We start from the raw sequence: 25,189 nt of genomic DNA on the forward strand, positions 1-25,189 counted from the left end.
GCTCCTCAAACCGGCCGGGCCTGCTCGCGGTGCCCGGCCTGCCCGCCGCCTGGGCGATGGCGGCGGGCGCGTTCGCCGGGTTCTCGCTGCTGCTGCCCGTGGTGCCGCAGGCCGTCGCCGACGCCGGCGGCAGCGGCACCCTCGCCGGTGCGGTGACGGCGGTGTTCATGGCCGCGACGGTGCTCACCCAGCCGGCCGTGCCGCGCCTGGTGCGGGCCCGCGGCTACCGCACCGTGCTCGCCGCCGGGTGCCTGCTCCTCGGGCTGCCGTCGCTGCTGCTCCTGCTGTCGCTGCATCCGGCCGTGGTGCTGCCGACCTCCGCGGTGCGGGGCATCGGCTTCGGCATGATTACCGTGGCCAGCGCCGCGCTCGTGGCCGAACTCGCCCCCGCCCGGCTGCTCGGTCGCGCCACCGGGGCACAGGGCATCGCCATCGCCGCGGCGCAGATGGTCGGTCTGCCGCTGGGCCTGGCCGTCGCCGAGCGGGCCACCACCGCGCCGGTGTTCGTGCTCGGCGCAGCGGTGCCCACGGTCGCGCTCCTCGCGATAGCGCGCCTGCCGCGAGTGGTCGCGCGCCGGCCCGGCGCGGCCGGCAGCCGCATCCCGCTCGGGGCACTGGCCCTGCCGGCGGTGGCGATCGCCGCCGGTGCTGTCGCCTACGGTGGCCTCACCTCGCTGCTGGCGATCGCCGTGCCCGCGGCCGCCGGGTACGTGGCGGCCGCGTTGGCGCTGATCAGTGCGTCCACCCTCGTCGGCCGCTACGGCGCCGGTGCGGTCGCGGACCGGATCGGTGCGGGCCGGCTCCTGCCGGCCGGGCTCGGTCTGGTCGCCGTGGCGATGGTGCCGTTCGCGCTCGCCGCGGACGAGCGCGGTGGCGCGGCGGTGCTGCTCGGTGCGGCCGTGGCATTCGGTCTCGGTTTCGGGATCGTCCAGAACGATGCACTGATGCTGGCGTTCCGTCGCGCCGGACCCGCTCACATCGGCGCCGCGAGCGCCGCCTGGAACATCGGCTTCGACGCGGGCACCGGGGCCGGATCCCTGCTGCTCGGCGGGATCGCCACCGTCGCAGGTTATCCCGCCGCCTTCGCCACCGTCGCGCTGCTCGTGCCCCTCCTTCCACTGTGCGCCCGGATCGCCGGGCCGTCGGAGCGGCGCGGCGCAGCCCCATAGAATCGAACTCATGAGCACAACCAAGGTCGCCGTCCTCGACTACGGCTCCGGCAATCTGCATTCGGCGACGCGCGCGGTGGCGCGCACCGGCGTGCAGGTGGAGGTGACCGCCGACCCGCAGGTCGCGCTCGCCGCCGACGGCCTCGTCGTGCCCGGTGTCGGTGCGTTCGCGGCGTGCATGGCGGGGCTGAAGGCGGTGCGCGGGGACCGGATCATCGGCCAGCGACTCGCCGGCGGCCGCCCTGTGCTCGGCATCTGCGTCGGCATGCAGATCCTCTTCGACAAGGGTGTGGAATTCGGCGTCGAGACCGACGGTTGCGGCGAATGGCCGGGCACCGTCGAACGTCTCGATGCGCCGGTGCTGCCGCACATGGGCTGGAACACCGTCGACGCCCCCGACAACAGCGTGCTGTTCGCGGGCATGGACCGCGACACCCGGTTCTACTTCGTGCACTCCTATGCCGCGCAGAAGTGGGAGCTGCCGCCCTCGGAGCTGATCGCTCCGCCCGCGCTGACCTGGGCCGAGCACGGCGTGCGGTTCCTCGCCGCGGTCGAGAACGGCCCGCTTTCGGCGACGCAGTTCCATCCCGAGAAGTCCGGTGACGCCGGAGCCGAGCTGCTGCGCAACTGGGTCGGCAGTTTGTGAACCGTGGCGCGGGCGGCGACGACCCGGCCCGGCCGGACTTCTCGCTCGGCCGGCTCGCCCTGACGGCATTGGGTGCCGCCACCGGGGTGCTCCTGCTCGCCACCGCGGTGATCGTGGTGCTGCAACCGGGGCCCGTCGTCGCGTTGATCGTCGCCCTCGCCGGAGTGGTCGGCGCGATCGCCGCGATGGGCGTCGTCTCGACGCGGACGACGCGCCGCGCCTTCGGCCGCGGCGGTCACGATGCGCCGCGCCGCGACGGTCACGATGCGTCGCGCCGCGACGGGGACGCCGCGCCGCGCCGCGACGGTCACGATGCGCTGCACCGCGGCGGTCACGATGCGCCGCACCGCGACGGGGACGCCGCGCCGCGCCGCGACGGGGACGCCGGGCCGCGCCGCGACGGGGACGCCGGGCCGCGCCGCGACGGGGACGAATGACCGTCGGGGCCGGTGCTCGGCGGCCGCCGCGACCCGCTAGCATGGGCGCAGTGAGCCTGGTCCTTTTGCCTGCAGTCGATGTCGCCAACGGTGAAGCAGTTCGCCTCGTCCAGGGAGAGGCGGGCAGCGAGACCAGCTACGGCTCTCCCCGCGATGCCGCCCTCGAGTGGCAGAACGCCGGCGCCGAATGGGTGCACCTCGTCGATCTCGACGCCGCCTTCGGGCGCGGCTCCAACCGCGAGCTCCTCGCCGACGTCGTCGGCGAGCTCGACGTGAAGGTGGAACTGTCCGGCGGTATCCGCGACGACGAATCCCTCGAAGCGGCGCTCGCCACCGGGTGCGCTCGTGTCAACCTCGGGACCGCCGCCATCGAGGATCCCGACTGGTGCGCCCGCGCCATCGCCGAGTACGGCGACCGCATCGCCGTCGGACTCGATGTCAAGCTCATCGACGGACAGTGGCGCCTGCGGGGCCGGGGCTGGGTCTCCGACGGTGGCGACCTGTGGGAGGTCCTCGCCCGGCTCGACCGCGACGGTTGCAGCCGGTACGTCGTCACCGACGTCACCAAGGACGGCACGCTCACCGGCCCCAACCTCGACCTGCTCGCCCAGGTCTGCGCCGCCACCGACGCTCCCGTCGTCGCCTCCGGCGGCGTGTCCGCCCTCGACGACCTGCGGGCGATCGCCGGTCTCGTCGACCGGGGCGTCGAGGGCGCCATCGTGGGCAAGGCGCTGTACGCCGGCCGGTTCACGCTCACCGAGGCACTCGACGCGGTCTCGCGCTGATCCGATGACCGTGCCCGCCGACCTGTCCAGCCTGCTCGCCGTCGCCGGCGAGGTGCTCGACGTGGCGTCGGAACGGTTCGTCGCCGGTCGCGGGGCGCCGCGCTCGGTGGACAAGGGCCCCAACGACTTCGCCACCGATCTCGACCTCGAGCTGGAACGGAGCATCTCCTCCGAACTCGAACGGCGCACCGGCATCTCCGTGCACGGCGAGGAGTTCGGCGGCCCCGAAGCCGATTCGGGCACGGTGTGGCTGCTCGACCCGATCGACGGCACCGTCAACTACTCGGCCGGGCTTCCCACCGCGGGAATCCTGCTCGCGCTCGTCCGGGACGGCGACCCGGTCCTCGGGCTGACCTGGTTGCCGTTCGTCGGCGACCGGTTCGCGGCCGCCGTCGGTGGACCGCTGCTGCGCAACGGCCGTCCCCAGCCGCCGCTGCAGCGCGCGACGCTCGCGGAGGTGATGGTCGGTGTCGGCAGTTTCGACATCGACAGCCGCGGGCGCATCCCGGGCCGGCGCCGCCTCGACGTCATCACCGAGCTGAGCCGCCGGGTCTCGCGCCTGCGCATGCACGGATCGACCGGAGTGGACCTGGCCTACACGGCGGCCGGGGTGCTCGGCGCGGCCGTCGTCTTCGGGCACCACCCGTGGGACAACGCCGCCGGCGTCGCTCTGGTGCGGGCAGCCGGTGGGCGCGCCACCGACTTCGCCGGCGAGCCCTGGCGCATCGGCTCCGGTTCGGTGGTCGCCGGAGCGCCGGGTGTGCACGAGGAGATACTCGACATCGTGGGATCGCTCACCGGTCCCGTCCCCGAGGAGGACCGAATTACATGACCCTGGCAGTGCGGGTGATCCCGTGTCTGGACGTCGACGCCGGCCGCGTCGTCAAGGGGGTGAACTTCGAGAACCTGCGCGACGCCGGTGATCCCGTCGAACTCGCCGCCGCGTACGACCTGCAGGGCGCGGACGAGTTGACCTTCCTCGACGTCACCGCGTCCAGCGGCGACCGCGGCACCATGCTCGACGTGGTCAGCCGCACGGCCGAGCAGGTGTTCATCCCGTTGACGGTGGGGGGCGGGGTGCGCACCGTCGAGGACGTGGATCGGCTGCTGCGTGCCGGCGCGGACAAGGTCAGCATCAACACCGCGGCCATCGCCCGCCCCGAGGTGCTGCGCGAGATGTCCGAGCGGTTCGGATCGCAGTGCATCGTGCTGTCCGTCGACGCCCGCACCGTGCCCGACGGTGAGGACGACACCCCGTCGGGATGGGAGGTCACCACGCACGGCGGTCGTCGGGGTACCGGCATCGACGCCGTCGAATGGGCCCGCCGCGGCGCGGAACTCGGGGTGGGGGAGATCCTGCTGAACTCGATGGACGCCGACGGCACCAAGTCCGGTTTCGACCTGCCGATGATCCAGGCGGTGCGCGCCGCGGTCCACGTACCGGTGATCGCCAGCGGCGGCGCCGGAGCGGTGGAGCACTTCGCGCCGGCCGTGCACGCCGGCGCCGACGCGGTGCTCGCGGCCAGCGTGTTCCATTTCGGGGAGCTCACCATCGCGCAGGTGAAGGCGGCGATGCGCGCAGAAGGGATCGAGGTCCGATGAGCAGTCTGGATCCGGCGATTGCGGCGCGGCTCAAGCGCAACGAGGCGGGGCTGTTCGCCGCCGTCGCGCAGGAACGCGCCACCGGCGACGTGCTGATGATGGCATGGATGGACGACGAGGCCCTCGCCCGGACCCTCGAGACCCGCACCGCGACCTACTTCTCGCGTTCGCGCGGACAGTACTGGGTCAAGGGCGAGACCTCCGGCCACACCCAGCACGTGCACGAGGTGCGCCTCGACTGTGACGGCGACACGGTGTTGCTCGTCGTCGACCAGGTCGGGGCCGCGTGCCACACCGGCACCCACACGTGCTTCGACGCGGACGTCCTGCTCGCCGCCGAATAGGCGCCTCCGGCGTCGGTGTGTCGTTTGGGTGGCTGGGTCAGCCCAAATGGCACACCGGCCGCGGAGCGACCGAAGGGGATTCGACCGACCGGATTGTTTCGTTACGCCTCGACGTCCGGCTCCGTGGGCGGTGCGGCACAATCTCACCCATGCCCCTCATCCAGATCAGCCAGACCCCCGGTCTCACCGTCGAGCAGAAGCGCGCCACCATCGAGGCGGTGACCAGGGCCTACGCGGAGGCGACCGGCAAGGACGCGAAGTCGGTGTGGGTGACCATCACCGAGGTGCCGCGGGAGCAGTGGGGCGTCGGGGGGGTCCCGCTCGGGTGAGGCGCGCCGCTCCCCGAGCGGCCCGCCCCGCAGCGGGTGCCGCCGGCCGACGGTCCCGCTCAGCGGATCCTGGCAGGATCGGCGTATGCCGTCCGCGAACCTGACCCGTGCCGAAACCGCCGAGCGTTCCCGGGCCGTATCGGTCCGCAGCTACCACGTCGACCTCGACCTGCGTGGCGCCCCGGACGCCGGGAACCCCTGCTTCGCGACCACGACGACGGTCGAGTTCACCGCCACCACGGACGCGACGTGGCTCGACTTCCTCGGCCCCCGGGTGGAGTCGGTCGCGCTCAACGATGCGGCGGTGCCCGTCCGGTACGACGGCGCGCGCATCGGGCTGAGCGGTCTGCGCGCCCACAACGTCGTCACCGTCGTCGCCACCGCGGACTACAGCAGGTCCGGCGAGGGTCTGCATCGGTACGTCGATCCCGCCGACGGACAGACCTACCTGTACACGCAGTACGAACCCGCGGACGCGCGACGAGTGTTCGCGTGCTTCGAACAGCCGGACATGAAGGCGCCGTTCACCTTCGTCGTGTCCGCCCCGGCGGGCTGGCAGGTGCTGTCCAATCGACATGTCGCCGAACGCGAATCGCTCGGTGACGCACAGACGGTGAAGTTCGCGCCGACACTGCCGATCTCCACCTACATCACCGCGGTCGTGGCGGGCCCGTACCACCGCGCCGAATCCTCATGGAGCCGCGACGAACTCACCGTTCCCCTGGCCGTGTCGTGCCGCGCCTCACTGGCGCAGTACCTCGACGCAGACGCGGTCTTCGCCGTGACGCGGCAGGGGATGGACTTCTACGCCGAGCATTTCGGCTACCCCTACCCGTTCGGCAAGTACGACCAGGTGTTCGTGCCGGAGTACAACCTCGGTGCGATGGAGAACCCGGGGTGCGTGACCTTCACCGAGGCGTACGTGTTCCGCGGCGCCGCCACCGCCGCGCAGTACCAGGCCCGCGCGAACACGATCCTGCACGAGATGGCGCACATGTGGTTCGGCGACCTCGTCACCATGACGTGGTGGGACGACCTGTGGCTCAAGGAGTCCTTCGCGGACTACATGGGCGCGCTGGTCAGTGCCGAGGCCACCGAGTTCACCGACGCGTGGGTCGCCTTCGCGAACCGGCGCAAGGCATGGGCCTATCTGCAGGACCAGTTGCCCACGACCCACCCGATCGTCGCCGACATCGTCGACCTCGAGGCCGCCAAACTCAACTTCGACGGCATCACGTATGCGAAGGGGGCGAGCGTCCTCAAGCAGCTCGTCGCCTTCGTGGGGCGGGACGCCTTCTTCGAGGGCGCGCGGCGCTACTTCCGCAGGCACGCCTTCGGGAACACCACCCTCGCGGATCTGCTCACCGAGTTGTCGGCGACGTCGGGGCGAGACCTGTCGGAGTGGGCGCGCGCCTGGCTGCAGACCAGCGGCGTGTCGACCCTGACGCTCGAGGACTCGGGGGAGGGGAGGTCCGCGATCGTCCAGCGGCCGGCGCGGCCCCACCGGCTGGCCGTGGGTCACTACGACTTCGACGAGCACGGGGACCTGGTCTGCCGGCGGCGCGTCGAGGTCGATCTCGAGGCCGAGCGCACGTTGTTCGAGTCCGCGCCCGCACCGCTGATCCTGCTCGACGATGCCGACCTGACCTACGCCAAGGTCCGTCTCGACCCACGCTCCCTCGAGACGGTGGAGCATTCGCTCGACCGTGTCGTCGACCCGCTGGCGCGGGGATCGATCTGGTCGGCACTGTGGAACGCCACCCGGGACGGCGAACTGACCGCGGCGCGGTATCTGGCCGCGGTCCGCAGGTTCGCAGTGGCCGAACCGAATCCGGCCCTGCTGACCGCTCTGTTGACGAACGCGCCCTACGCGATCGAGCACTACCTGCCGCCAGCGAGCCGGCCCGAGCAGCGTCGTCGCTGGCTGGAGGCGGCCTGGACGGCCGTGTTCACCACCGCCCCGGGATCCGACGAGCAACTCGCCTGGGCCCGCGCGGTCGCCGTGGCCGCGGCAGTCGACGACACCCGTGCCGCCGAGGTGCGGGCGATCCTCGACGGGACCGGGAAGACGCCGGACGCACTGCGGTTGGATCCGGACCTGCGCTGGCAGCTGTGGAGCGCACTGGCGGCCACCGGGCACGCGGAGTCCGCCGATCTCGACGGGGAACTCGCCCGCGACGACACCGGTTCCGGGCGGACCGCGCGGCTGCGCGCCCTGGCCGCGCGGCCGCTCCCCGCGGTCAAAGATCAGGCGTGGACCGCGATCTTCACCGACACGGCGCTGTCGAATGAGCACCTCGACGCCACCATCGCCGGGTTCCGGGCCGGAGCGCACCGGGAACTGATCGCCCCGTTCGACGACGACTACTTCGCCGCGATCCGGACGGTGTGGTCCGAGCGCAGTATCGAGATGGCGCGCCGGATCGTCGTCGGGCTGTTCCCGGCCGGGAACACCCTCGAGCCGAGCGACCGGTGGCTCGAGGCGCACGCCGACGCCCCGGCGGCCTTGCGGCGCCTGGTGATCGAGCAGCGCGACCACCTCGCCCGTGACCTGCGGGCCCAGGCGCTCCGCTGAGCGGCGGCTCCGCCGGACCGGGCGGTCGACGGAGTCAGGCCTTGCCGGTCCCGGCGGCGATGCCCCGGTCGAGTTGCCCGAGCAGTGCGGTGCCGAGCTCGGTGAGCGCGGCTACCTGTTCGTCGTCCAGCCCCTGGAACACCAGGGCCTGAACGGTTGCGACGTGACCGGGCGCCGCCTCGACGAGCTTGGTCATGCCGGCGTCGGTGAGCACCGCGAACGAGCCGCGCGTGCCGGGCACGCTCTGCCGGCGCACCCATCCGGCATGTTCCAGCTTGGTCACCACGTGGGACAGCCGCGAGAGCGACGCGTTCGACAGCTGCGCCAGCTCGGACAGGCGCAGTTGCCGGCCGGGTGCCTCGGACAGCTCCGCGAGGACCGAGTAGTCGAAATGGGTGAGCGCCGAGTCCCGCTGCAGCTGCGTGTCGAGCGCGGCCGGCAATCGGGTGATCAGTGCCACCAGTTTCCGCCAGGCCCGCTGCTGGGATGCGGTCAGCCACTCGGTGTCGTCGATCTGTGCGGAGCCCACGGGTGCACCGTCCTTTCTCGATCGTCCACATTATCGGGACGGCCGGTGCGAGAGGACGGCGTCCCGTCGGAGCCGACGGTCAGGGGCGCCGTCCCATGCCGGTGGCGACCTCGTGCAGTCGGCCGCCCACGCTGTCCGCCGTCAGTGGCGGCGTCGGCAGTCCCGCGCCGTCGCGCAGGCCCGTCACGAACTCCTCGAGGGTGGCGCGGGGGGAGAACCGAGGGACCCACTCGAGGTCGGTGCGGGCGCGGGTGCAGTCCATGAGCGGCAGCCGCAGCACGGTGTCGAGCAGCCCGGGGGAGGCGGGGGCGAGCCGGGCGTGCCAGGCGGCGGCGACGGCGGCGTGCAGCGCCGCGGCCGGGACGGGCACCGTGCGGGCGCCGAGGATCTCGGCGAGGGTCTCGGCGTCGACGGGGGGTTCGGCGGCGAGGTTGAAGGCGCCCCGCACCGGCCGCAGCACGGCCCGCACGTACGCGTCGGCGGCGTCCTCGGTGTGCAGTACCTGCATCCGCAGCCCGGCGGTGCGGGGGACGACGGGCAGGGCGCGGACGAGGCGGCCGGGGACGAACGGTCCGGCGAACAATCGGCGCTGGGCGGTGGCGGACTCGCGCTTGAAGATGAACCCGGGCCGCATCCGGACCACGCGGAGGTCGGGGTGCCGCAGTTCGAACGCGTCGAGCCAGCGTTCGAGGTACGCCTTCTCCCGCGGGTACGCCGCGCCGGGCCAGCCGTGGGTGGGCCAGCGTTCGTCGACCCGTTCGTGCTGTGGTCCCGGCGAGTAGGCGCCGACCGACGACGCGTGGACCACGGCGGGGACGCCCGCCGCGGCGGCGGCCTCGAACACCCGGATCGATCCGAGAACATTGTTGCGCCAGGTGATCTCGGGTTTGTGGGTGGGCTGGAAGAGCCAGGCCAGGTGGACGACCGCGTCGGCACCCCGCAGCAGCTCGTGCAGATTGTCGTGGACGACGTCGGCGACCACGAAGTCGGTCTTGGGGCAGCGCAGGTCGGTGGGGCGGCGGGCGATGCCGACCACCGACCCGACGGTCTCCTGGGCGGCGAGTGCCGCCGTGACGCTGGTGCCCACGTTTCCGGTCGCGCCCGTGACGACCACCTTCGGGCCCTGTATTCCGGTCATGAGCGGGGGATACCCGCGCCTTCGTCGATCCATCCCCGCCGGCCGGGAACATTATGGAGGCCGCCGACGCTGCATCGGGTAGCATGGTTGAAGCTTCAACTTTAGGAGTTCGTGTGAGCCGCATGCCCGCCCTGTTCCTCAGCCACGGGGCACCGCCCCTCGTCGACAGTGCTGCGTGGGTGGCGCAGCTGCAGCGCTGGGCTGCCGACCTGCCGACCCCCACCGCGATCCTCGTGGTCTCCGCGCACTGGGAGTCCGCACCGTTGACGATCGGTGCCACCACCACCGGCACCCCGCTCGTGTACGACTTCGGCGGCTTCCCCCGCCGCTTCTACGAGGTCACCTACCCGGCGCCCGGTGCCCCCGGCCTCGCCCGCACGGTGGCCGCGCTGATGCCCGACGGCGAACCGGTCGTGCAGCAGCCGCACCGCGGACTCGACCACGGCGCGTACGTGCCGCTCACCGTCATGTACCCGGATGCGGACATCCCGGTCCTGCAGATCTCCCTGCCCACCCTCGATCCGGCACGGCTGCTCACGCTCGGCGCGCGGCTGCGTCCTCTCCGGGAGCAGGGCGTGCTCGTCGTCGGTTCCGGCTTCACCACGCACGGCCTGCCGTTCCTGCGCGACCCGCGTCCCGAGGCCGCCGCGCCCGGCTGGTCCGCCGAGTTCGACGCCTGGGCCGCCGAGCGGCTCGCCGCCGGGGACGTCGACGGTCTGCTCGACTTCCGCACCCGGGCGCCCGGCATGCCGTACGCCCACCCGACGGTCGAGCACTTCGCCCCACTGTTCGTCACCCTCGGCGCATCGAGCGATCCGGAGCAGGCACCCCGGCAGGTGATCGACGGGTTCTGGATGGGATTGGCCAAGCGCTCCGTCCAGGTGGACTGATCGTCAGTCCCGGGCCGCGCGCCGCGCCCGCAGCGCCGCGAGGGCGCGGTTCGCGTGCACGTCGGGGCGCACCTCGCTGGCGATCACCGCGAGCACCGTGCGGTCGGTGTCCAGCACGAACGTGGTCCGCTTGACCGGCGACAGCCGGGCGAGCAGCCCCCGGCGCACCCCGAACCGGGCTGCCACCTCGCCGTCCGGGTCGGACAGCAACGGGAAGTCGAACGACTGGCGCGTCGACCATGCGCCCAGCCGGTCCACCGGGTCGGTGCTGATACCGACCCGGGTCGCGCCGACGGCCGCGAACTCGGCCGCCAGATCCCGGAAATGGCACGCCTCGGCCGTGCACACCGGGGTGAACGCGGCCGGGTAGAAGAACAGCACCACCGGCCCGTCCGTCAGCAGCGCGGACAGGGTCCGCGGACGCCCGTCCTGGTCGTTCACCGTGAAATCGGGCGCGGTGTCACCGGCTCTCATGTCGGGTGACGCTACCGCGACCGCGCTCGCCGCGGCAGGCCCTGGGATGATGGGCGCCATGTCCGGCGAGCCCACCACCATCCCCGCAGCGGCGTCCGACCCCACCGAGGGCGGCCGACCCGACCCCACCACCACCCGCGAGCAGTTCCGGCTCCTCGCCGCCGAGCACCGGGTCGTCCCCGTGACCCGCAAGGTCCTGGCCGACGCGGAGACTCCGTTGTCGGCGTACCGCAAGCTCGCCGCCGACCGGCCCGGCACCTTCCTGCTCGAATCCGCAGAGAACGGCCGGTCCTGGTCCCGGTGGTCGTTCATCGGCGCGGGCAGCCCCGCCGCGCTCACCGTGGTCGACGGCGAGGCCACCTGGTACGGGCACGTGCCCGCGGGTGCCCCCACCGGCGGCAACCCCCTCGACGTGCTGCGGCAGACGTTGCAGCTGCTGCACACCGAGCGGCTGCACGGCCTGCCCCCGCTCACCGGTGGCATGGTCGGCTACCTCGGCTACGACGTCGTGCGCCGGATCGAACGGCTGCCCGAGCACGCAGTCGACGACCTGCACGTCCCGGAGACCGTGATGATGCTCGCCACCGACCTCGCCGCCGTCGACCACCACGAGGGCGCGATCACCCTCATCGCCAACGCCGTCAACTGGGACGGCTCCGACGAGCGCGTCGACGAGGCATACGACGACGCCGTCACCCGGCTGGACCGGATGACCGCGGCGCTGGCCGCGCCGGCCCCGTCGACCGTCTCGACGTTCGACCGCCCCGCCCCGGACTACCGGCGCCAACGCACCACCGACAGCTTCGGCGCCGACGTGCGCCGGCTCATCGGCGAGATCGAGGCCGGCGAGGCGTTCCAGGTGGTGCTGTCCCAGCGCTTCGAGATCGACTGCCACGCGGCGCCGATCGACGTGTACCGGATGCTGCGGGCCTCGAATCCGAGCCCGTACATGTTCCTCATGCACGTCCCCGACGGCGACGGCGGCACCGCGTTCTCCGTCGTCGGCTCGAGCCCGGAAGCGCTGGTGACCGTCGCCGACGGCGTCGCCACCACCCATCCCATCGCCGGCACCCGCTGGCGCGGCACCAGCGAGGAGGAGGACATCCTGCTCGAGAAGGACCTGCTCGCCGACGAGAAGGAGAACGCCGAGCACCTCATGCTCGTCGACCTCGGTCGCAACGACCTGGGGCGGGTGTGCGAGCCCGGCACGGTCAAGGTGCACGACTACCGGCACATCGAGCGTTACAGCCACGTCATGCACCTCGTCTCGACCGTGACCGGCCGCCTCGCCGAAGGCCGGCACGCCCTCGACGCGGTCACCGCGTGCTTTCCCGCCGGCACCTTGTCCGGTGCCCCCAAGGTGCGGGCGATGGAGCTGATCGACGAGCTCGAACCGACCCGGCGCGGCATCTACGGCGGCATCGTCGGCTACCTCGACTTCGCCGGTGACGCCGACACCGCCATCGCGATCCGGTCCGCCCTGGTCAAGGACGGCGTCGCCTACGTGCAGGCCGGTGCCGGCGTCGTGGCCGACTCCGACCCGGTCTACGAGGACACCGAGGCGCGCAACAAGGCCATGGCGGTGCTCTCCGCCGTCGCCGCCGCCGGCACCCTCACCCCGTACGAGGGGGACCGGCGGTGAGCGCTCCCGGCACCTCGGGGCGGCGCCGCGGCGTGATCGCCGCGCTGCTCGCGACCGCCGCCGCCGCGCTGTGGGGTGCGAGCCGCCTGACCTGGGTGACCGTCACCTCCTCCGACGGCCTCGGTGAGGACCGGGTCATCGAACTCGCCGGGGGCACGTGGGCAGCTGCGCTGACCCCGCTCGCCCTGGCGCTGCTGGCGGCGGTCGCGGCGTCCTTCGCGGTGCGCGGGTGGGCGCTGCGGGTTCTGGCGGTGCTCGTCGCGGTGGTCGCAGTCGCCGCCGCCGTCCCGGCGGTGGGACTGCTCACCGGAAGCGCCGACGACGCGACCGCGGCGCGCATCGCCGAGTTGCCGGTACGCGCCGAGGTCACCTCCCTCTCGGTCACCACCGGCCCGGCGCTGCTCGCCCTGGCCGGCGCCGTGGCCGCGCTGGCCGCCGCGGTGCAGGTGTGGCGCACCCCGCGGGCGCGGGCCGGGCTGTCGTCGCGCTACGACAGCCCCGCCGCCCGCCGGGAGGCCACGGCCCGCCGGGACACCGCCGACGAGCCGGTCACCGAACGCACGCTGTGGGACGCGCTCGACGCGGGCGAGGACCCCACGGTCGATGCCGCCGACGACCGGTCCACCGATCGAGGCGGGGAGGGCGGCACCGACGATTCGGGGACCCGCCGGACGGGTCGGTGAGGGCGCACACTACCCTTCAAGAAACTCCGATGAGCTTCCTCACATCGGATTGACAGGGGCGAAAGGACTTCGAGCCACGATGACTGTTCTCGACTCGATACTCGAAGGGGTGCGCGCCGACGTCGCCGCCCGGGAAGCGGTCCTCGACTTCGCTGCGGTCAAGGCCGCGGCCGCCGCCGCGCCCCCGTCCCTCGACGCCAAGGCCGCGTTGCTCGAGCCGGGAATCGCCGTGATCGCCGAGGTCAAGCGGGCGAGCCCGTCGAAGGGTGCGCTCGCCGACATCACCGATCCCGCCGAACTCGCCAAGGCCTACGAGGCCGGCGGTGCCCGCGCGATCAGCGTGCTCACCGAGCAGCGCCGGTTCCAGGGCAGCCTCGAGGACCTCGACGCCGTGCGGCGCGCGGTGCGGATCCCGGTGCTGCGCAAGGACTTCATCGTGGGGCCGTACCAGATCCACGAGGCGCGTGCGCACGGCGCCGACATCGTGCTGCTCATCGTCGCCGCCCTCGAGCAACCCGTGCTGCACTCGCTCGTCGACCGGGTCGAATCCCTCGGGATGACGGCACTCGTGGAGGTGCACACCGAGGAGGAAGCCGACCGGGCGCTCGAGGCCGGCGCCACCGTCATCGGGGTCAACGCCCGCAATCTCAAGACCCTCGAGGTCGACAAGAGCACGTTCGCCCGGATCGCACCGGGGTTGCCGACCGAGGTCGTCAAGATCGCCGAGTCCGGTGTGCGCGGTCCCTCCGATCTGCTCACCTACGCCGGCGCGGGCGCCGACGCGGTGCTCGTCGGCGAGGGTCTGGTGACCAGCGGCGACCCGCGCCACGCGGTTGCCGAACTGGTCACCGCCGGCACCCATCCGTCCTGCCCCAAGCCCGCGCGCTGAGCGCATTCCCGTACACCGCCGACGGGCCGGACCCGGCGACGAGGCGGGGTCGAGGTTGGGGCAGACTGGACGGGTGAGCACAGACGATCCCGTACTTTCCGCCAAGGGCCGCGGTCTGCCCCGCATGAGCGCCGCAGTGGCCGAGCACAGCGCGCACGAACCCGACCCCGGCGGCCACTTCGGGGTCTTCGGCGGGCGGTTCGTCCCCGAGGCGTTGATGGCGGTCATCGAGGAGGTCACCGCCGAATACGACAAGGCGCGGGTCGACAACGGGTTCCTCGACGAACTCGACCGGCTGCAGCGCGACTACACCGGCCGGCCCTCCCCGGTGTACGAGGCCAAACGGCTGAGCGACCACGCCGGCGGCGCCCGGATCCTGCTCAAGCGCGAGGATCTCAACCACACCGGCTCACACAAGATCAACAACGTGCTCGGGCAGGCCCTGCTCGCCAAGCGGATGGGCAAGACCCGGGTCATCGCCGAGACCGGCGCCGGGCAGCACGGCGTCGCGACCGCCACCGCCTGCGCGCTGCTCGGCCTCGACTGCGTCGTCTACATGGGCGAGGTCGACACCGAACGACAGGCGCTCAACGTCGCCCGGATGCGCCTGCTCGGCGCCGAGGTCGTCGCCGCCACCAGCGGCTCGCGCACCCTGAAGGACGCGATCAACGAGGCGATGCGTGACTGGGTCACCAACGCCCACAACACCTACTACTGCTTCGGCACCGCCGCCGGACCGCACCCGTTCCCCATGATGGTGCGCGACTTCCAGCGGATCATCGGCCTGGAGGCGCGCGCACAGGTGCAGGCGCTCACCGGACGGTTGCCCGATGCCGTCACCGCCTGCGTCGGCGGCGGATCCAACGCCATCGGCATCTTCCACGCCTTCATCGACGACCCCGGCGTCCGCCTGGTCGGCTTCGAGGCCGGCGGCGACGGTGTGGACACCGGCCGGCACGCCGCCACCATCACCGGCGGCACGCCCGGCGCGCTGCACGGCGCCTACTCCTACCTGCTGCAGGACGAGGACGGGCAGACCATCGAGTCCCACTCGATCTCCGCCGGCCTGGACTACCCCGGCGTCGGACCCGAGCACTCCTACCTCAAGGACATCGGCCGCGCCGACTACCGGCCCGTCACCGACACCGAGGCCATGGACGCGTTCTCGCTGCTCTCGCGCACCGAAGGCATCATTCCCGCCATCGAGTCGGCGCACGCCGTCGCCGGAGCCCTGAAACTGGGCCGCGAACTCGGCTCCGGCGCGATCGTACTGGTCAATCTGTCCGGCCGCGGCGACAAGGACGTCGACACCGCCGCGCGGTGGTTCGGGCTCCTTCCCGCCGACCCCGCCACCCCCGACACGACGGAAGGATCCGCGCAGTGAGCGCCCAGCAGTCGCAGTCCCGCCTCGGCGAGGTCTTCGCCCGATGCAAGGCCGAGAACCGGGCCGCGCTCGTCGGCTATCTCCCCGCCGGATACCCCGACCTGCCGCGCTCGATCGAGGCGTTCGAAACGCTCGTGCAGGCCGGGTGCGACATCGTCGAGGTCGGCATCCCCTACAGCGACCCGGTGATGGACGGCCCCACCATCCAGGCCGCCGCCGACGAGGCGCTCACGGCGGGCTTCCGGGTGCGGGACGTGTTCCGGGTCGTCGAGGCCGTCGCCGCCGCCGGCGGCCACGCCGTCGTGATGACCTACTGGAACATCGTCCTCAAGTACGGGATCGACGAGTTCGCCCGCGACCTCGCCGCCGCCGGGGGACTGGGCATCATCACCCCGGATCTCATCCCCGACGAGGCAGCGCAGTGGATCGCGGCCGCGGACCGGCACGGGCTCGACCGAATCTTCCTCGTCGCCCCGTCCTCGACCGCCGAGCGCCTCGCCACGACCGTCGACTCCTGCCGCGGATTCGTCTACGCCACCTCCACAATGGGCGTGACCGGCGCCCGCGACGCCGTCTCCGACATGGCGCCCGAACTCGTCGCCCGGGTGCGCGAACACTCGCAGATTCCCGTGGGTGTGGGCCTGGGTGTGCGGTCGCGGGACCAGGCCGCCCAGATCGCCGCCTACGCCGACGCGGTGATCGTCGGCTCGGCGCTGGTGGCCGCCGTGGCGCAGGGCGCCGACGCGTTGCGCGCCCTCACCACGGAACTCGCGGAGGGCGTGCGCTCGGCTAGCGTGGCCACGTGACCTCCACCGCCGTACCCGCCGCCGCCACCGTCCTGGCGTATCTGCCCAGTCCACCACAGGGGGTGTGGTACCTCGGGCCGATCGCGCTGCGGGCCTATGCCCTGTGCATCATCGTCGGGATCGTCGTCGCGATCTTCTGGGGCGACCGCCGCTGGGTCGCCCGCGGCGGTGAGCCCGGCACCGTGCTCGACGTCGCGGTGTGGGCCGTTCCGTTCGGCCTGATCGGTGGACGCCTGTACCACGTCGCCACCGACTGGCAGAAGTACTTCGCTGCGGGCGCCGACCCGGTCGACGCGCTGAAGATCTGGCAGGGCGGGCTGGGAATCTGGGGGGCGGTCGCCCTCGGCGGGGTCGGTGCCTGGATCGGGTGCCGTCGCCGCGGCATCCCCCTGCCCGCCTTCGGTGACGCGCTGGCCCCGGCGATCCTGCTGGCACAGGCCATCGGCCGGCTCGGCAACTGGTTCAACCAGGAACTCTACGGCCGGGAGACGACCGTGCCGTGGGGCCTCGAGATCTACGAGCGCCGCAACGACGCGGGACTCACCAGCCCGGACCTCATCGACGGAATCTCCACCGGGCAGGTCGCAGCGGTGGTGCACCCGACGTTCCTGTACGAGCTGGTGTGGAATCTGCTCGTCGTGCTGCTGCTCGTGCTCGTCGACCGGCGATTCCGCATCGGACACGGCCGGCTGTTCGCGCTCTACGTGGCCGGATACAGCGCGGGCCGGTTCTTCGTCGAACTCATGCGGTCCGATCCGGCCACCGAGATCGCCGGGATCCGGATCAACTCCTTCACCTCCGCCATCGTGTTCGCCCTCGCCCTCGCCTACGTCGTCGTCGCGCGCAAGGGCCGGGAAGCGCCGGAGGAACTGAAATCCCGCCGTCCCGGCCGCGCAGCCGAGGCCGCCGCGGCCGGTGGCGCCGCCGGGACCCCCGACGACGAGCACCGCGACGGTGCGCCCGGGTCCGTGGCACCGGCCGAGGCCGGCGGTAAGGTCGAGTCAGGCATGCGCAGCGAGAACGAAGGGGACAAGTCGTGACCACATCCGACCCGGGATCCCCGGAGCCCACATCCCACGCCGGATCCCCGGAGCCCACCTCCGATCCGGGATCCCCGGAGCCCACGGGCCCGGATCTGCGGAAGAAGGACGAGACCTCCGCGGGACCGGACCTGCGCAAACAGTCCGACGCCGCGGACGCTCCCGCGGCCGGTGCGGGCGCCGCACCACGCACCGGCGAGCCGTCCTCCACAGAGGAACTGCCCACGTTCGGGGGCACCGCCGACTACGATCCGACCGCTCAGGCGTCGCTGTCCGTTCCGCCGCCCACCACCGAGTCGACCGCGTCCACCTGGGGTACGGCGGGACCGGGCTGGAACACCTATGCGGGCATGGGCAACGGCCCGGGCTGGGGCACCACGCCGAGCTATCCGCCGCCGTCGAGCGATGCGCAGCAGTACGGCACCGCGCACGAGTCCGAGGCACAGACCGGCGGACAGTACGGCGGCACCGGCCCCGTCTACGGCACGCCCGACCCACAGTTCCAGAGCGCCCCGGAGTTCCAGAGCGCCCCGCAGTACCCACCGCCCTCCTCGCAGGGTTACGGGCCCTCCGGCTACGGGCCCTCCGGCTACGGGGCACCCGGATACGGTGCCTACGGCGATCCCTCCGCCCCGTACGGACGGGACCCGGCGACCGGCGAACCGTACTCGGACAAGTCGAAGACCACCGCGGGCCTGCTGCAACTGCTGCTTCCCTTCGTCGGGATCTGCGGTGTCGGTCGGCTCTACCTCGGGAGCACCGCTGTCGGCCTCATCCAGCTGCTCGGGCTGTGGATCGGTGGCCTGCTGGCGATCGTCCTGATCGGCTTCGTGATCATGCCGGTGATCTGGGTGTGGTCCGTCATCGACGGGATCATGATGCTCACCGGTAGCGTCCGGGACTCCGACGGCCGTCCGCTACGGCCCTGACCCACCCGTCCGGCGGCCGGGCGCGCATCTCGCGCGGCCGGCCGCCGCGCGCGTAGACTGACCGCCACCGGGACCGATCCCCGGTTCGATCGTCGGGCGGACCTGGTCCGGCCACCCGCACCGCAGCGCACGCCCGTCGTGGCGACCCCGTCGGGGCCGCTCATCCGACGACGCGTGACGTCGCCCCACACCGGCGACGTGGAGGTGGACCGGTGCGGCATTCCGGGATGCCCGAGGCCCGCGGACTCTACGACCCCGCCCGCGAATCGGATTCCTGTGGCGTGGGCGCGGTCGTCGACCTGCGCGGCCGCAGCACACATCGCACCGTCGCCGACGCGCTCACCGCGTTGCGCAACCTCGGCCACCGCGGCGCCAGCGGCCGGGAACCCGCCAGCGGGGACGGCGCCGGCATCACCCTGGCCCTCCCCACCGCGCTCTTCGCCGCCGTCGCCGGCGTCGAGCTGCCGCCGCCCGGGGACTACGCCACCGGTCTGTGCTTTCTGCCGCGCGACCCACGCGCCCGGGCGACGGCGCGCGACCGGATCCACGCGCTCGCAGCCGAGGAGGACCTCGAGATCCTCGGGTGGCGTGAGGTTCCCGTCGACCCGACGGGCCTCGGCCGCACCGCCGAGGCGTGCCGCCCTCACATCAGCCAGCTGTTCGTCGTCGCCGCAGGTACGGGCGGCGCCCGGCCTGCCGGGGTGGACCTCGACCGGCGGGTGTATCCGTTGCGGCGCCGCGCCGAGCACACCGGCGACGTCTACTTTCCGTCGCTGTCCGCCCGCACCGTCGTCTACAAGGGCATGCTCACCGCACAGCAACTGCCGGGGTTCTACCCCGACCTGCGCGATCGGCGCTGCGCCAGCGCGATCGCACTCGTGCACAGCCGCTTCTCCACCAACACCTTCCCGTCGTGGCGGCTCGCGCAGCCGTTCCGGTACAGCGCCCACAACGGCGAGATCAACACCATCCGCGGCAACCGCAACCGGATGCGCGCACGGGAGGGGCTCCTGCGCAGCGGCCTGCTCCCCGGCGACCTGACCCGCCTGTTTCCGCTCTGCACCCCCGAGATGTCCGACTCCGCCACCCTCGACGAGGTCCTCGAACTGCTCCACCTCGCCGGGCGTTCGCTGCCGCACGCGGTGACCATGCTCGTCCCGCCCGCCTGGGAGAACGCGCCCGACCTCGATCCCCGGCGCCGTGCCTTCCACCGCTTCCACGCCGCACTGCTCGAACCGTGGGACGGGCCGGCGTGCCTGCCCTTCACCGACGGCCGGTTGTTCGGTGCCGTGCTCGACCGCAACGGGCTGCGGCCGGGCCGGTGGTGCCGCACCGTCGACGACCGGGTCCTGTTCGGCAGCGAGACCGGAATGCTCGACGTGCCACCGGAACACATCGTGCACAAGGCCCGGCTCGAGCCGGGCCGGATGCTCCTCGTCGACACCGACACCGGGCGCATCGTCCCGCCCGACGAACTGATCGACACCCTCGCCGCTGCCGGCCCCTACGACCGGTGGCTGCGCGACGGGCAGATCGACCTGGCGGATCTGCCCCGTCCGGCGGGCAACCGCACCGCGGACCGCGACCCGGACCGCGACCACCGGCTGTTCGGCTACACCCGCGAGGACCTCGAGGTGCTGCTCGAACCGATGGCCGCGACCGGTGCGGAACCGCTCGGTTCGATGGGCGCCGACATCGCCCCCGCGGTGCTGTCGCCGCGCCCCCGGCTGCTCTACGACTACGTCGTCGAGTTGTTCGCCCAGGTCACCAACCCGCCGTTGGACGCCATCCGCGAACGCGTCGTCACATCGATGCGGCGCATCGCCGGCCCGGAGGACAACCTGTTCGACGCGTCCGCGAAGTCGTGCCGGCAACTGGTACTTCCCGGTCCGGTGCTCGACTGCGAGGAACTCGCCGCCGTCGCGGCGCTCGGCCCGGGCGGGCCGCGTCCGGGCCTCGCCTCGCGGGCCCTGCCCGCGCACTTCGCGGCCGGCGGCGACCCCGGCGAGGCCCTCGCCGCGGGACTCGCCGCTCTGCGCCGCGCCGCCGACGCCGCCCTCGGCGACGGCCGCGGCATCCTGATCGTCACCGACCGCGGGTGCGGTCCGGACCGCGTTCCGATCCCGTCGCTGCTCGCCGTCTCCGCCGTGCACCACCACCTCGTCCGCACCCGGCGGCGCACCCGCGTCGCGCTGATCGCCGAATCCGGTGACGCGCGCGAGGTCCACCACGTGGCCGCACTCGTCGGGTTCGGCGCCGCGGCGGTCTGCCCGTACGTGGCCCTCGACACCGTGCGCGCACTCGCGGCCGCCGGGCGCATTCCCGGCACGGACCCGGCGGCGGCCGCGGCGAACTACCGTCGCGCCCTCGTCGGAGGTGTCCGCGAAGTGATGGCGAAACTCGGCATCTCGACCGTCGCCTCGTACACGGCGGCGCAGACGTTCGAGGCTGTCGGCCTCGCCAGGGAGGTCGTCGACGAGTACCTGCCCGGCACCGTCTCCCGCCTCGGCGGCGCCGGGCTCGCCGACCTGGCCCGCGACGCCCGTCGCCGGCACCGGCACGCCTTCGGGAACCGTTGTGCCGACACTCTTCTCGACGCCGGCGGCGTATACCGGTACCGGCGCGACGGTGAACCCCACCTGTTCACCCCCGAGACGGTGTTCCTGCTGCAGCACGCGACCCGGACGGGACGGGCGGACGTCTACGCGCGCTACTGCGCCGAGGTCGACCGTCTCGCCGCCGCGGGCGCCACGCTGCGGGGACTGCTGCGCACCGTCGCCGCGGAGCCGATCCCCCTCGACGAGGTCGAGCCGGAGGAGGAGATCGTGCGCCGCTTCGCCACCGGGGCGATGAGCTACGGGTCGATCTCCGGGGAGGCACACGAGGCCCTCGCCGTCGCGATGAACCGGCTCGGTGGCCGCTCGAACTCGGGGGAGGGCGGGGAGGACCGCGACCGGCTCGGGGACCCGCTGCGGCGCAGCGCCGTCAAACAGGTCGCCAGCGGACGCTTCGGTGTCACCGCCGGCTATCTCGCCGACGCGACCGACCTCCAGATCAAGATGGCGCAGGGAGCGAAACCCGGTGAGGGCGGTCAGCTTCCCGGCCACAAGGTGTATCCGTGGATCGCCCGCACCCGGCATGCCACAACGGGCGTCGGCCTGATCTCCCCCCCGCCGCACCACGACATCTACTCCATCGAGGACCTCGCCGAACTCGTCCACGACCTGCGGTGCGCCAACCCGCGGGCCCGCATCCACGTCAAGCTGGTCAGCGGTGTCGGCGTCGGGATCGTCGCCGCCGGTGTCGCCAAGGCCCAGGCCGACGTGGTCCTGATCTCCGGCCACGACGGTGGCACCGGGGCCGCCCTGCTCACCGCCCTGCAGCACGCCGGCACCCCGTGGGAGATCGGGCTCGCCGAAACCCAGCAGACCCTCGTGCTGAGCGGTCTGCGCGACCGCATCACCGTGCAGTGCGACGGCGGTCTGCGCACCGGTCGGGACGTGCTGATCGCGGCTCTGCTCGGCGCCGAGGAGTTCGGGTTCGCCACCGCGCCGCTGGTGGTCCTCGGCTGCATCCTCATGCGGGTGTGTCATCTCGATACGTGCCCCGTCGGGATCGCCACCCAGAATCCCGAGCTCCGGGAGAAGTTCACGGGCAGAGCAGAATTCGTGGAACAGTTCTTCCGGTTCGTCGCCGCGGACGTGCGCCGGCGACTCGCGGCGCTGGGCCTGGCCCGCCTCGACGACGCCGTCGGCCGGGTCGACCTGCTCGAACCCGACGCGGCGCTCACGCACTGGCGTCGCCGCGGCCTCGATCTCGCGCCGCTGTTCACCCTGCCGGCCGACGCCCTCGGTGCGCCCCCGCAGCGCCGCCGCACCCGTCCGGCCGCCGGACCACCCGACGCGCCGCTGGACCGGGAACTGATCGCCCGCGCGGGACCCGCCCTCGACCACGACCGGACCGTGCATCTGACCGGGACCGTCACCAACCGCGACCGCGCCGTCGGCACCCTGCTCGGCTGGACCGCCGGCCGGCGGCGCCCCGAGGGTCTGCCCGACGACACCATCCGGATCGACCTGCACGGCAGCGCCGGACAGTCCCTCGGCGCCTTCCTTCCCGCCGGGATCACCCTCACCGTCACCGGCGACGCCAACGACTATGTCGCCAAGGGCCTGTCCGGCGGGCGCGTGGTGGTGCGCCCCGACACGTCCGCGCCGTTCGACCCGCACGAGCAGATCGTCGCCGGCAACACAGTCCTGTACGGGGCGACCTCCGGCGAGTTGTTCCTGCACGGGCGGGTGGGAGAGCGCTTCGCCGTGCGCAATTCCGGCGCCGATGCCGTGTGCGAGGGCACCGGCGACCATGCCTGCGAATACATGACCGGCGGCCGCGTCGTGATCCTCGGACCCACCGGCCGCAATCTGGCCGCCGGCATGACCGGCGGCCTGGCCTACGTCCTCGACCTCGACCCCGTCCGCGTCAACACCGACTCGGTGCAACTGCAACCGGTCGACCCCGCCGATCTCACGCAGGTGCGCGACCTGATCGCCCGCTACCGCGCACGCACCGGATCGGCAGTCGCCGGGCAGCTGCTCGCCGACTGGGCAGACAGCGCGGGGCGCTTCACCGCGGTGGTGCCCGAGGACCTGCTCCGGATCCGCGCGGCCGCTCGCGAACGACCCGCCCCGATCGGAGCCGACGGTGCCTGATCCCCGCGGATTCCTGCGCTACGACCGCTGCGACCCGCCGCGCCGGCCGGCCGACGAACGCGTGCGCGACTGGGCCGAGGTGCACCGCGCGCAGTCCCCGGACGAGGAGCTCCGCACGATCCGGGAACAGGCCGCCCGCTGCATGGACTGCGGACTCCCGTTCTGCCACAGCGCCGGCACGGGCTGCCCGCTCGGCAACCTGATCCCCGAATGGAACGACCTGGTGCGCCGCGACCGCTGGGCCGAGGCCGCCGACCGGCTGCACGCCACCGACAACTTCCCCGAGTTCACCGGCCGGCTGTGCCCGGCGCCGTGCGAATCCGCCTGCGTGCTGGCCCGGGACGACCACGCCGCCGGTGTGACCGTCGAACGGATCGAGCGGGCGATCGCCGACCGGGCGTGGGCCGACGGCCGCGTGCCGCCGCGTCCCCCGGTCCACCGCACCGGCAGACCCGTCGCTGTCGTCGGCTCCGGGCCGGCGGGTCTCGCCGCGGCTCAGCAACTCACCCGGGCCGGACACGCCGTGACCGTCCTCGAACGCGCCGACCGGCTGGGCGGCCTGCTGCGCTACGGCATCCCGGCGTTCAAGATGGACAAGGCCCTCGTCGACCGGCGCCTCGCGCAGATGCGCGCCGAGGGCACGGTGTTTCGCACCGGCACCGAGGCCGGGATCGATCCGGATGTCGCCGCTCTGCGGGCCGAATTCGACGCCGTGGTTCTCGCGGTCGGGGCCGGACGCGCCCGCGACCTGCCCGTTCCCGGGCGCGAACTCGCCGGGGTGCATCCCGCGATGGAGTTCCTCGTCGCCGCCAACCACGAGTGCGCGGGCGACGGCCCCACTCCGATCAGCGCCGCCGGGCGGCACGTGGTGATCGTCGGTGGCGGGGACACCGGCACCGACTGCTTCGGCACCGCGCTGCGGCAGGGCGCGCGGTCCGTCACCCAGCTCGACTACCGGCCCCGCCCGCCCGGCCGCCGCGACGAGGACGTCACCCCGTGGCCGCTCGTGCCGTGGGTGCTGCGGACGGCACCGGCACACGAGGAGGGCGGGACCCGCCGGTTCGAGGTGACGGTGCAGCACTTCCTCGGGTCCGGCGGGCGGGTCCGGACGCTCGAACTGGCGGAGGTGGACGCGCGCCGCACCCCCCGCGGGGATACCTTCGAAATCCCTTGCGACCTCGCACTCCTTGCAGTCGGTTTCGAAGGAGTGCAGCGCGGACCACTCCTCGAGGCCTTCGGCCTGGTCCCCGGCGAGCGGGGCACCCTCGGTTGCGACGACCACTGGCAGACCGCGACCCCGGGGGTATTCGTGTGCGGCGACGCTCACCGTGGTGCGTCGCTCGTGGTGTGGGCGATCGCCGAGGGGCGTGCGGCGGCGCATGGGGTGGACACCTTCCTGACGGGGGAGTCGGAGTTGCCGGTGCCGGTCCGTCCCGGCTCGTTGCACCTGGGCTTCCCGCGTTTTCCGCCCCGCCGGACGGGGTAGGCCCCACTGGTGAGCGACCGCGCCGGTCGCGGCAGGAAGGAACGTCATGAGCACGATCATCGAGTCGGTCGACGTCCACGTCCCGATCCGTACGGCCTACGACCAGTGGACACAGTTCGAGGAGTTTCCCCGCTTCATGGAGGGCGTCGAGCAGGTCCGCCAGATCGACGACACGCACACCCACTGGGTCGTCAAGGTCGCCGGCGGAACCCGGGAGTTCGACGCGACGATCACCGAGCAGCATCCCGACGAGCGGGTCGCGTGGAAATCCGATGCCGGTCCGGACCATGCCGGTGTGATCACCTTCCACCGGCTCGACGAGTCCACCACGCGGGTCACCGCTCAGATGGATGTCGACCCCGACGGAGTCATGGAGAACGTCGCCGACAAGCTCGGCCTGCTCGATCTGCGCATCAAGGGCGACATGCAGCGCTTCAAGGAGTTCATCGAGAAGCGCGGCGTCGCCGACGGCGGCTGGCGCGGCGACGTCGATCGTCCCGGCTCGTGAGCGCAACCCCGAGGGAGAGGAAGTCGTGACGGAGAAGAAGTCGAGGGACGAGGACGACGAGCCCAAGGGCGGCCGCCCCGGCCCGGTGGACGAGGGCAAGGACGGCGGCATGGCGACACGGGAGAACGCCCCGGAGATCGCGGAGAATTCCCCAGGCGACTGACCGGGGAACCGGGAAGGGGGGGGGGGGGGGGG

General features: G+C 72.7%; 24 protein-coding genes. 21 read left to right on the forward strand and 3 right to left on the reverse strand.

Annotated features, from left to right (window positions below; translation table 11 throughout):
* The first annotated feature begins 29 nt into the window (after positions 1–29).
* From QYS60_RS04870 to pepN, 9 genes are all read left to right on the forward strand, one after another.
* Positions 30–1,169: an MFS transporter gene (locus QYS60_RS04870; RefSeq protein ID WP_289378308.1), complete on the forward strand. Its 1,140-nt coding sequence runs from the start codon at positions 30–32 to the stop codon at positions 1,167–1,169.
* Positions 1,170–1,179: 10 nt separating this feature from the next.
* Complete coding sequence (gene hisH, locus QYS60_RS04875; RefSeq protein WP_371382559.1) at positions 1,180–1,815, forward strand: imidazole glycerol phosphate synthase subunit HisH; 636 nt, start codon at positions 1,180–1,182, stop codon at positions 1,813–1,815.
* Complete coding sequence (locus QYS60_RS04880; RefSeq protein ID WP_371382560.1) at positions 1,812–2,252, forward strand: hypothetical protein; 441 nt, start codon at positions 1,812–1,814, stop codon at positions 2,250–2,252. Before hisH ends, QYS60_RS04880 begins: the two co-directional genes overlap by 4 nt.
* Before the next feature lie 50 nt (positions 2,253–2,302).
* Positions 2,303–3,037 carry a bifunctional 1-(5-phosphoribosyl)-5-((5-phosphoribosylamino)methylideneamino)imidazole-4-carboxamide isomerase/phosphoribosylanthranilate isomerase PriA gene (gene priA, locus QYS60_RS04885; protein WP_003935804.1) on the forward strand — a complete coding sequence of 245 codons (735 nt, stop codon included), beginning with the start codon at positions 2,303–2,305 and terminating at the stop codon, positions 3,035–3,037.
* Positions 3,038–3,041: 4 nt separating this feature from the next.
* Positions 3,042–3,869 (forward strand): inositol monophosphatase family protein, encoded by an 828-nt coding sequence (locus QYS60_RS04890; RefSeq protein WP_003935803.1) that lies wholly within the window; start codon positions 3,042–3,044, stop codon positions 3,867–3,869.
* Positions 3,866–4,639 carry an imidazole glycerol phosphate synthase subunit HisF gene (gene hisF, locus QYS60_RS04895; RefSeq protein WP_054375298.1) on the forward strand — a complete coding sequence of 258 codons (774 nt, stop codon included), beginning with the start codon at positions 3,866–3,868 and terminating at the stop codon, positions 4,637–4,639. The genes QYS60_RS04890 and hisF overlap by 4 nt, the downstream gene beginning before the upstream one ends.
* A complete protein-coding gene (hisI, locus tag QYS60_RS04900) occupies positions 4,636–4,983 on the forward strand; it encodes a phosphoribosyl-AMP cyclohydrolase (RefSeq protein WP_003935801.1) in 348 nt (115 codons plus the stop codon). The genes hisF and hisI overlap by 4 nt, the downstream gene beginning before the upstream one ends.
* A gap of 149 nt (positions 4,984–5,132) precedes the next feature.
* Positions 5,133–5,312 (forward strand): tautomerase family protein, encoded by a 180-nt coding sequence (locus QYS60_RS04905; RefSeq protein ID WP_003935800.1) that lies wholly within the window; start codon positions 5,133–5,135, stop codon positions 5,310–5,312.
* Between the two features lie 85 nt (positions 5,313–5,397).
* Complete coding sequence (gene pepN, locus QYS60_RS04910; RefSeq protein ID WP_371382561.1) at positions 5,398–7,887, forward strand: aminopeptidase N; 2,490 nt, start codon at positions 5,398–5,400, stop codon at positions 7,885–7,887.
* A 34-nt stretch (positions 7,888–7,921) separates the two neighbouring features.
* On the opposite strand, the gene QYS60_RS04915 is transcribed toward pepN, so the two are convergent.
* Both QYS60_RS04915 and QYS60_RS04920 read right to left on the reverse strand, forming a co-directional pair.
* Positions 7,922–8,416 carry a MarR family winged helix-turn-helix transcriptional regulator gene (locus QYS60_RS04915; RefSeq protein WP_371382562.1) on the reverse strand — a complete coding sequence of 165 codons (495 nt, stop codon included), beginning with the start codon at positions 8,414–8,416 and terminating at the stop codon, positions 7,922–7,924.
* Positions 8,417–8,495: 79 nt separating this feature from the next.
* Complete coding sequence (locus QYS60_RS04920; RefSeq protein ID WP_371382563.1) at positions 8,496–9,554, reverse strand: NAD-dependent epimerase/dehydratase family protein; 1,059 nt, start codon at positions 9,552–9,554, stop codon at positions 8,496–8,498.
* Positions 9,555–9,676: 122 nt separating this feature from the next.
* On the opposite strand from QYS60_RS04920, the gene QYS60_RS04925 reads away from it, so the two are divergent.
* Positions 9,677–10,444, forward strand: a complete 768-nt coding sequence (locus QYS60_RS04925; RefSeq protein ID WP_371382571.1) for a dioxygenase — start codon at positions 9,677–9,679, stop codon at positions 10,442–10,444.
* Between the two features lie 3 nt (positions 10,445–10,447).
* Here QYS60_RS04925 and QYS60_RS04930 read toward each other — a convergent pair whose 3' ends face one another.
* Positions 10,448–10,918, reverse strand: coding sequence for a peroxiredoxin (locus QYS60_RS04930; RefSeq protein WP_371382564.1), 471 nt, complete (start codon positions 10,916–10,918; stop codon positions 10,448–10,450).
* A gap of 58 nt (positions 10,919–10,976) precedes the next feature.
* Here QYS60_RS04930 and QYS60_RS04935 point away from each other — a divergent pair, with 58 nt between their 5' ends.
* The 11 genes from QYS60_RS04935 (at position 10,977) to QYS60_RS04985 (ending at position 25,157) form a co-directional block, all read left to right on the forward strand.
* On the forward strand, positions 10,977–12,560 hold the full coding sequence (locus tag QYS60_RS04935) for an anthranilate synthase component I (RefSeq protein WP_371382565.1): 1,584 nt from the start codon (positions 10,977–10,979) through the stop codon (positions 12,558–12,560).
* On the forward strand, positions 12,557–13,243 hold the full coding sequence (locus QYS60_RS04940) for a TIGR02234 family membrane protein (RefSeq protein WP_371382566.1): 687 nt from the start codon (positions 12,557–12,559) through the stop codon (positions 13,241–13,243). The genes QYS60_RS04935 and QYS60_RS04940 overlap by 4 nt, the downstream gene beginning before the upstream one ends.
* A gap of 79 nt (positions 13,244–13,322) precedes the next feature.
* Entirely contained in the window at positions 13,323–14,132 is an 810-nt protein-coding gene (gene trpC / locus QYS60_RS04945) for an indole-3-glycerol phosphate synthase TrpC (RefSeq protein WP_003935792.1), read from the forward strand.
* 124 nt (positions 14,133–14,256) lie between these two features.
* Positions 14,257–15,516 (forward strand): tryptophan synthase subunit beta, encoded by a 1,260-nt coding sequence (gene trpB / locus QYS60_RS04950; protein WP_052033944.1) that lies wholly within the window; start codon positions 14,257–14,259, stop codon positions 15,514–15,516.
* The gene (trpA, locus tag QYS60_RS04955) at positions 15,513–16,322 is read left to right on the forward strand and encodes a tryptophan synthase subunit alpha (RefSeq protein WP_003935790.1); all 810 of its coding nucleotides are present in this window, start codon (positions 15,513–15,515) and stop codon (positions 16,320–16,322) included. The genes trpB and trpA overlap by 4 nt, the downstream gene beginning before the upstream one ends.
* Positions 16,319–17,362, forward strand: a complete 1,044-nt coding sequence (gene lgt / locus QYS60_RS04960; RefSeq protein ID WP_289378295.1) for a prolipoprotein diacylglyceryl transferase — start codon at positions 16,319–16,321, stop codon at positions 17,360–17,362. Before trpA ends, lgt begins: the two co-directional genes overlap by 4 nt.
* Positions 17,359–18,291, forward strand: a complete 933-nt coding sequence (locus QYS60_RS04965) for a TM2 domain-containing protein (protein ID WP_289378292.1) — start codon at positions 17,359–17,361, stop codon at positions 18,289–18,291. The genes lgt and QYS60_RS04965 overlap by 4 nt, the downstream gene beginning before the upstream one ends.
* A gap of 212 nt (positions 18,292–18,503) precedes the next feature.
* On the forward strand, positions 18,504–23,000 hold the full coding sequence (gene gltB / locus QYS60_RS04970) for a glutamate synthase large subunit (RefSeq protein WP_289378291.1): 4,497 nt from the start codon (positions 18,504–18,506) through the stop codon (positions 22,998–23,000).
* Positions 22,993–24,486: a glutamate synthase subunit beta gene (locus tag QYS60_RS04975; RefSeq protein WP_289378290.1), complete on the forward strand. Its 1,494-nt coding sequence runs from the start codon at positions 22,993–22,995 to the stop codon at positions 24,484–24,486. Before gltB ends, QYS60_RS04975 begins: the two co-directional genes overlap by 8 nt.
* 46 nt (positions 24,487–24,532) lie before the next feature.
* Positions 24,533–24,994: an SRPBCC family protein gene (locus tag QYS60_RS04980; RefSeq protein WP_003935785.1), complete on the forward strand. Its 462-nt coding sequence runs from the start codon at positions 24,533–24,535 to the stop codon at positions 24,992–24,994.
* Between the two features lie 25 nt (positions 24,995–25,019).
* Positions 25,020–25,157, forward strand: a complete 138-nt coding sequence (locus QYS60_RS04985) for a hypothetical protein (RefSeq protein ID WP_003935784.1) — start codon at positions 25,020–25,022, stop codon at positions 25,155–25,157.
* The last annotated feature ends 32 nt before the right edge of the window (positions 25,158–25,189 follow it).

Source organism: Rhodococcus sp. GXMU-t2271 (genome assembly GCF_041414735.1).
Lineage (GTDB): Bacteria > Actinomycetota > Actinomycetes > Mycobacteriales > Mycobacteriaceae > Rhodococcus > Rhodococcus indonesiensis.

Coding starts and splice junctions, on each gene's coding strand:
- hisH (WP_371382559.1), top strand. CDS start 1,180: ATGAGCACAACCAAGGTCGCCGTCCTCGACTACGGCTCCGGCAATCTG.
- QYS60_RS04890 (WP_003935803.1), top strand. CDS start 3,042: ATGACCGTGCCCGCCGACCTGTCCAGCCTGCTCGCCGTCGCCGGCGAG.
- hisF (WP_054375298.1), top strand. CDS start 3,866: ATGACCCTGGCAGTGCGGGTGATCCCGTGTCTGGACGTCGACGCCGGC.
- hisI (WP_003935801.1), top strand. CDS start 4,636: ATGAGCAGTCTGGATCCGGCGATTGCGGCGCGGCTCAAGCGCAACGAG.
- QYS60_RS04905 (WP_003935800.1), top strand. CDS start 5,133: ATGCCCCTCATCCAGATCAGCCAGACCCCCGGTCTCACCGTCGAGCAG.
- pepN (WP_371382561.1), top strand. CDS start 5,398: ATGCCGTCCGCGAACCTGACCCGTGCCGAAACCGCCGAGCGTTCCCGG.
- QYS60_RS04920 (WP_371382563.1), bottom strand. CDS start 9,554: ATGACCGGAATACAGGGCCCGAAGGTGGTCGTCACGGGCGCGACCGGA.
- QYS60_RS04925 (WP_371382571.1), top strand. CDS start 9,677: ATGCCCGCCCTGTTCCTCAGCCACGGGGCACCGCCCCTCGTCGACAGT.
- QYS60_RS04930 (WP_371382564.1), bottom strand. CDS start 10,918: ATGAGAGCCGGTGACACCGCGCCCGATTTCACGGTGAACGACCAGGAC.
- QYS60_RS04935 (WP_371382565.1), top strand. CDS start 10,977: ATGTCCGGCGAGCCCACCACCATCCCCGCAGCGGCGTCCGACCCCACC.
- trpC (WP_003935792.1), top strand. CDS start 13,323: ATGACTGTTCTCGACTCGATACTCGAAGGGGTGCGCGCCGACGTCGCC.
- trpB (WP_052033944.1), top strand. CDS start 14,257: ATGAGCGCCGCAGTGGCCGAGCACAGCGCGCACGAACCCGACCCCGGC.
- QYS60_RS04980 (WP_003935785.1), top strand. CDS start 24,533: ATGAGCACGATCATCGAGTCGGTCGACGTCCACGTCCCGATCCGTACG.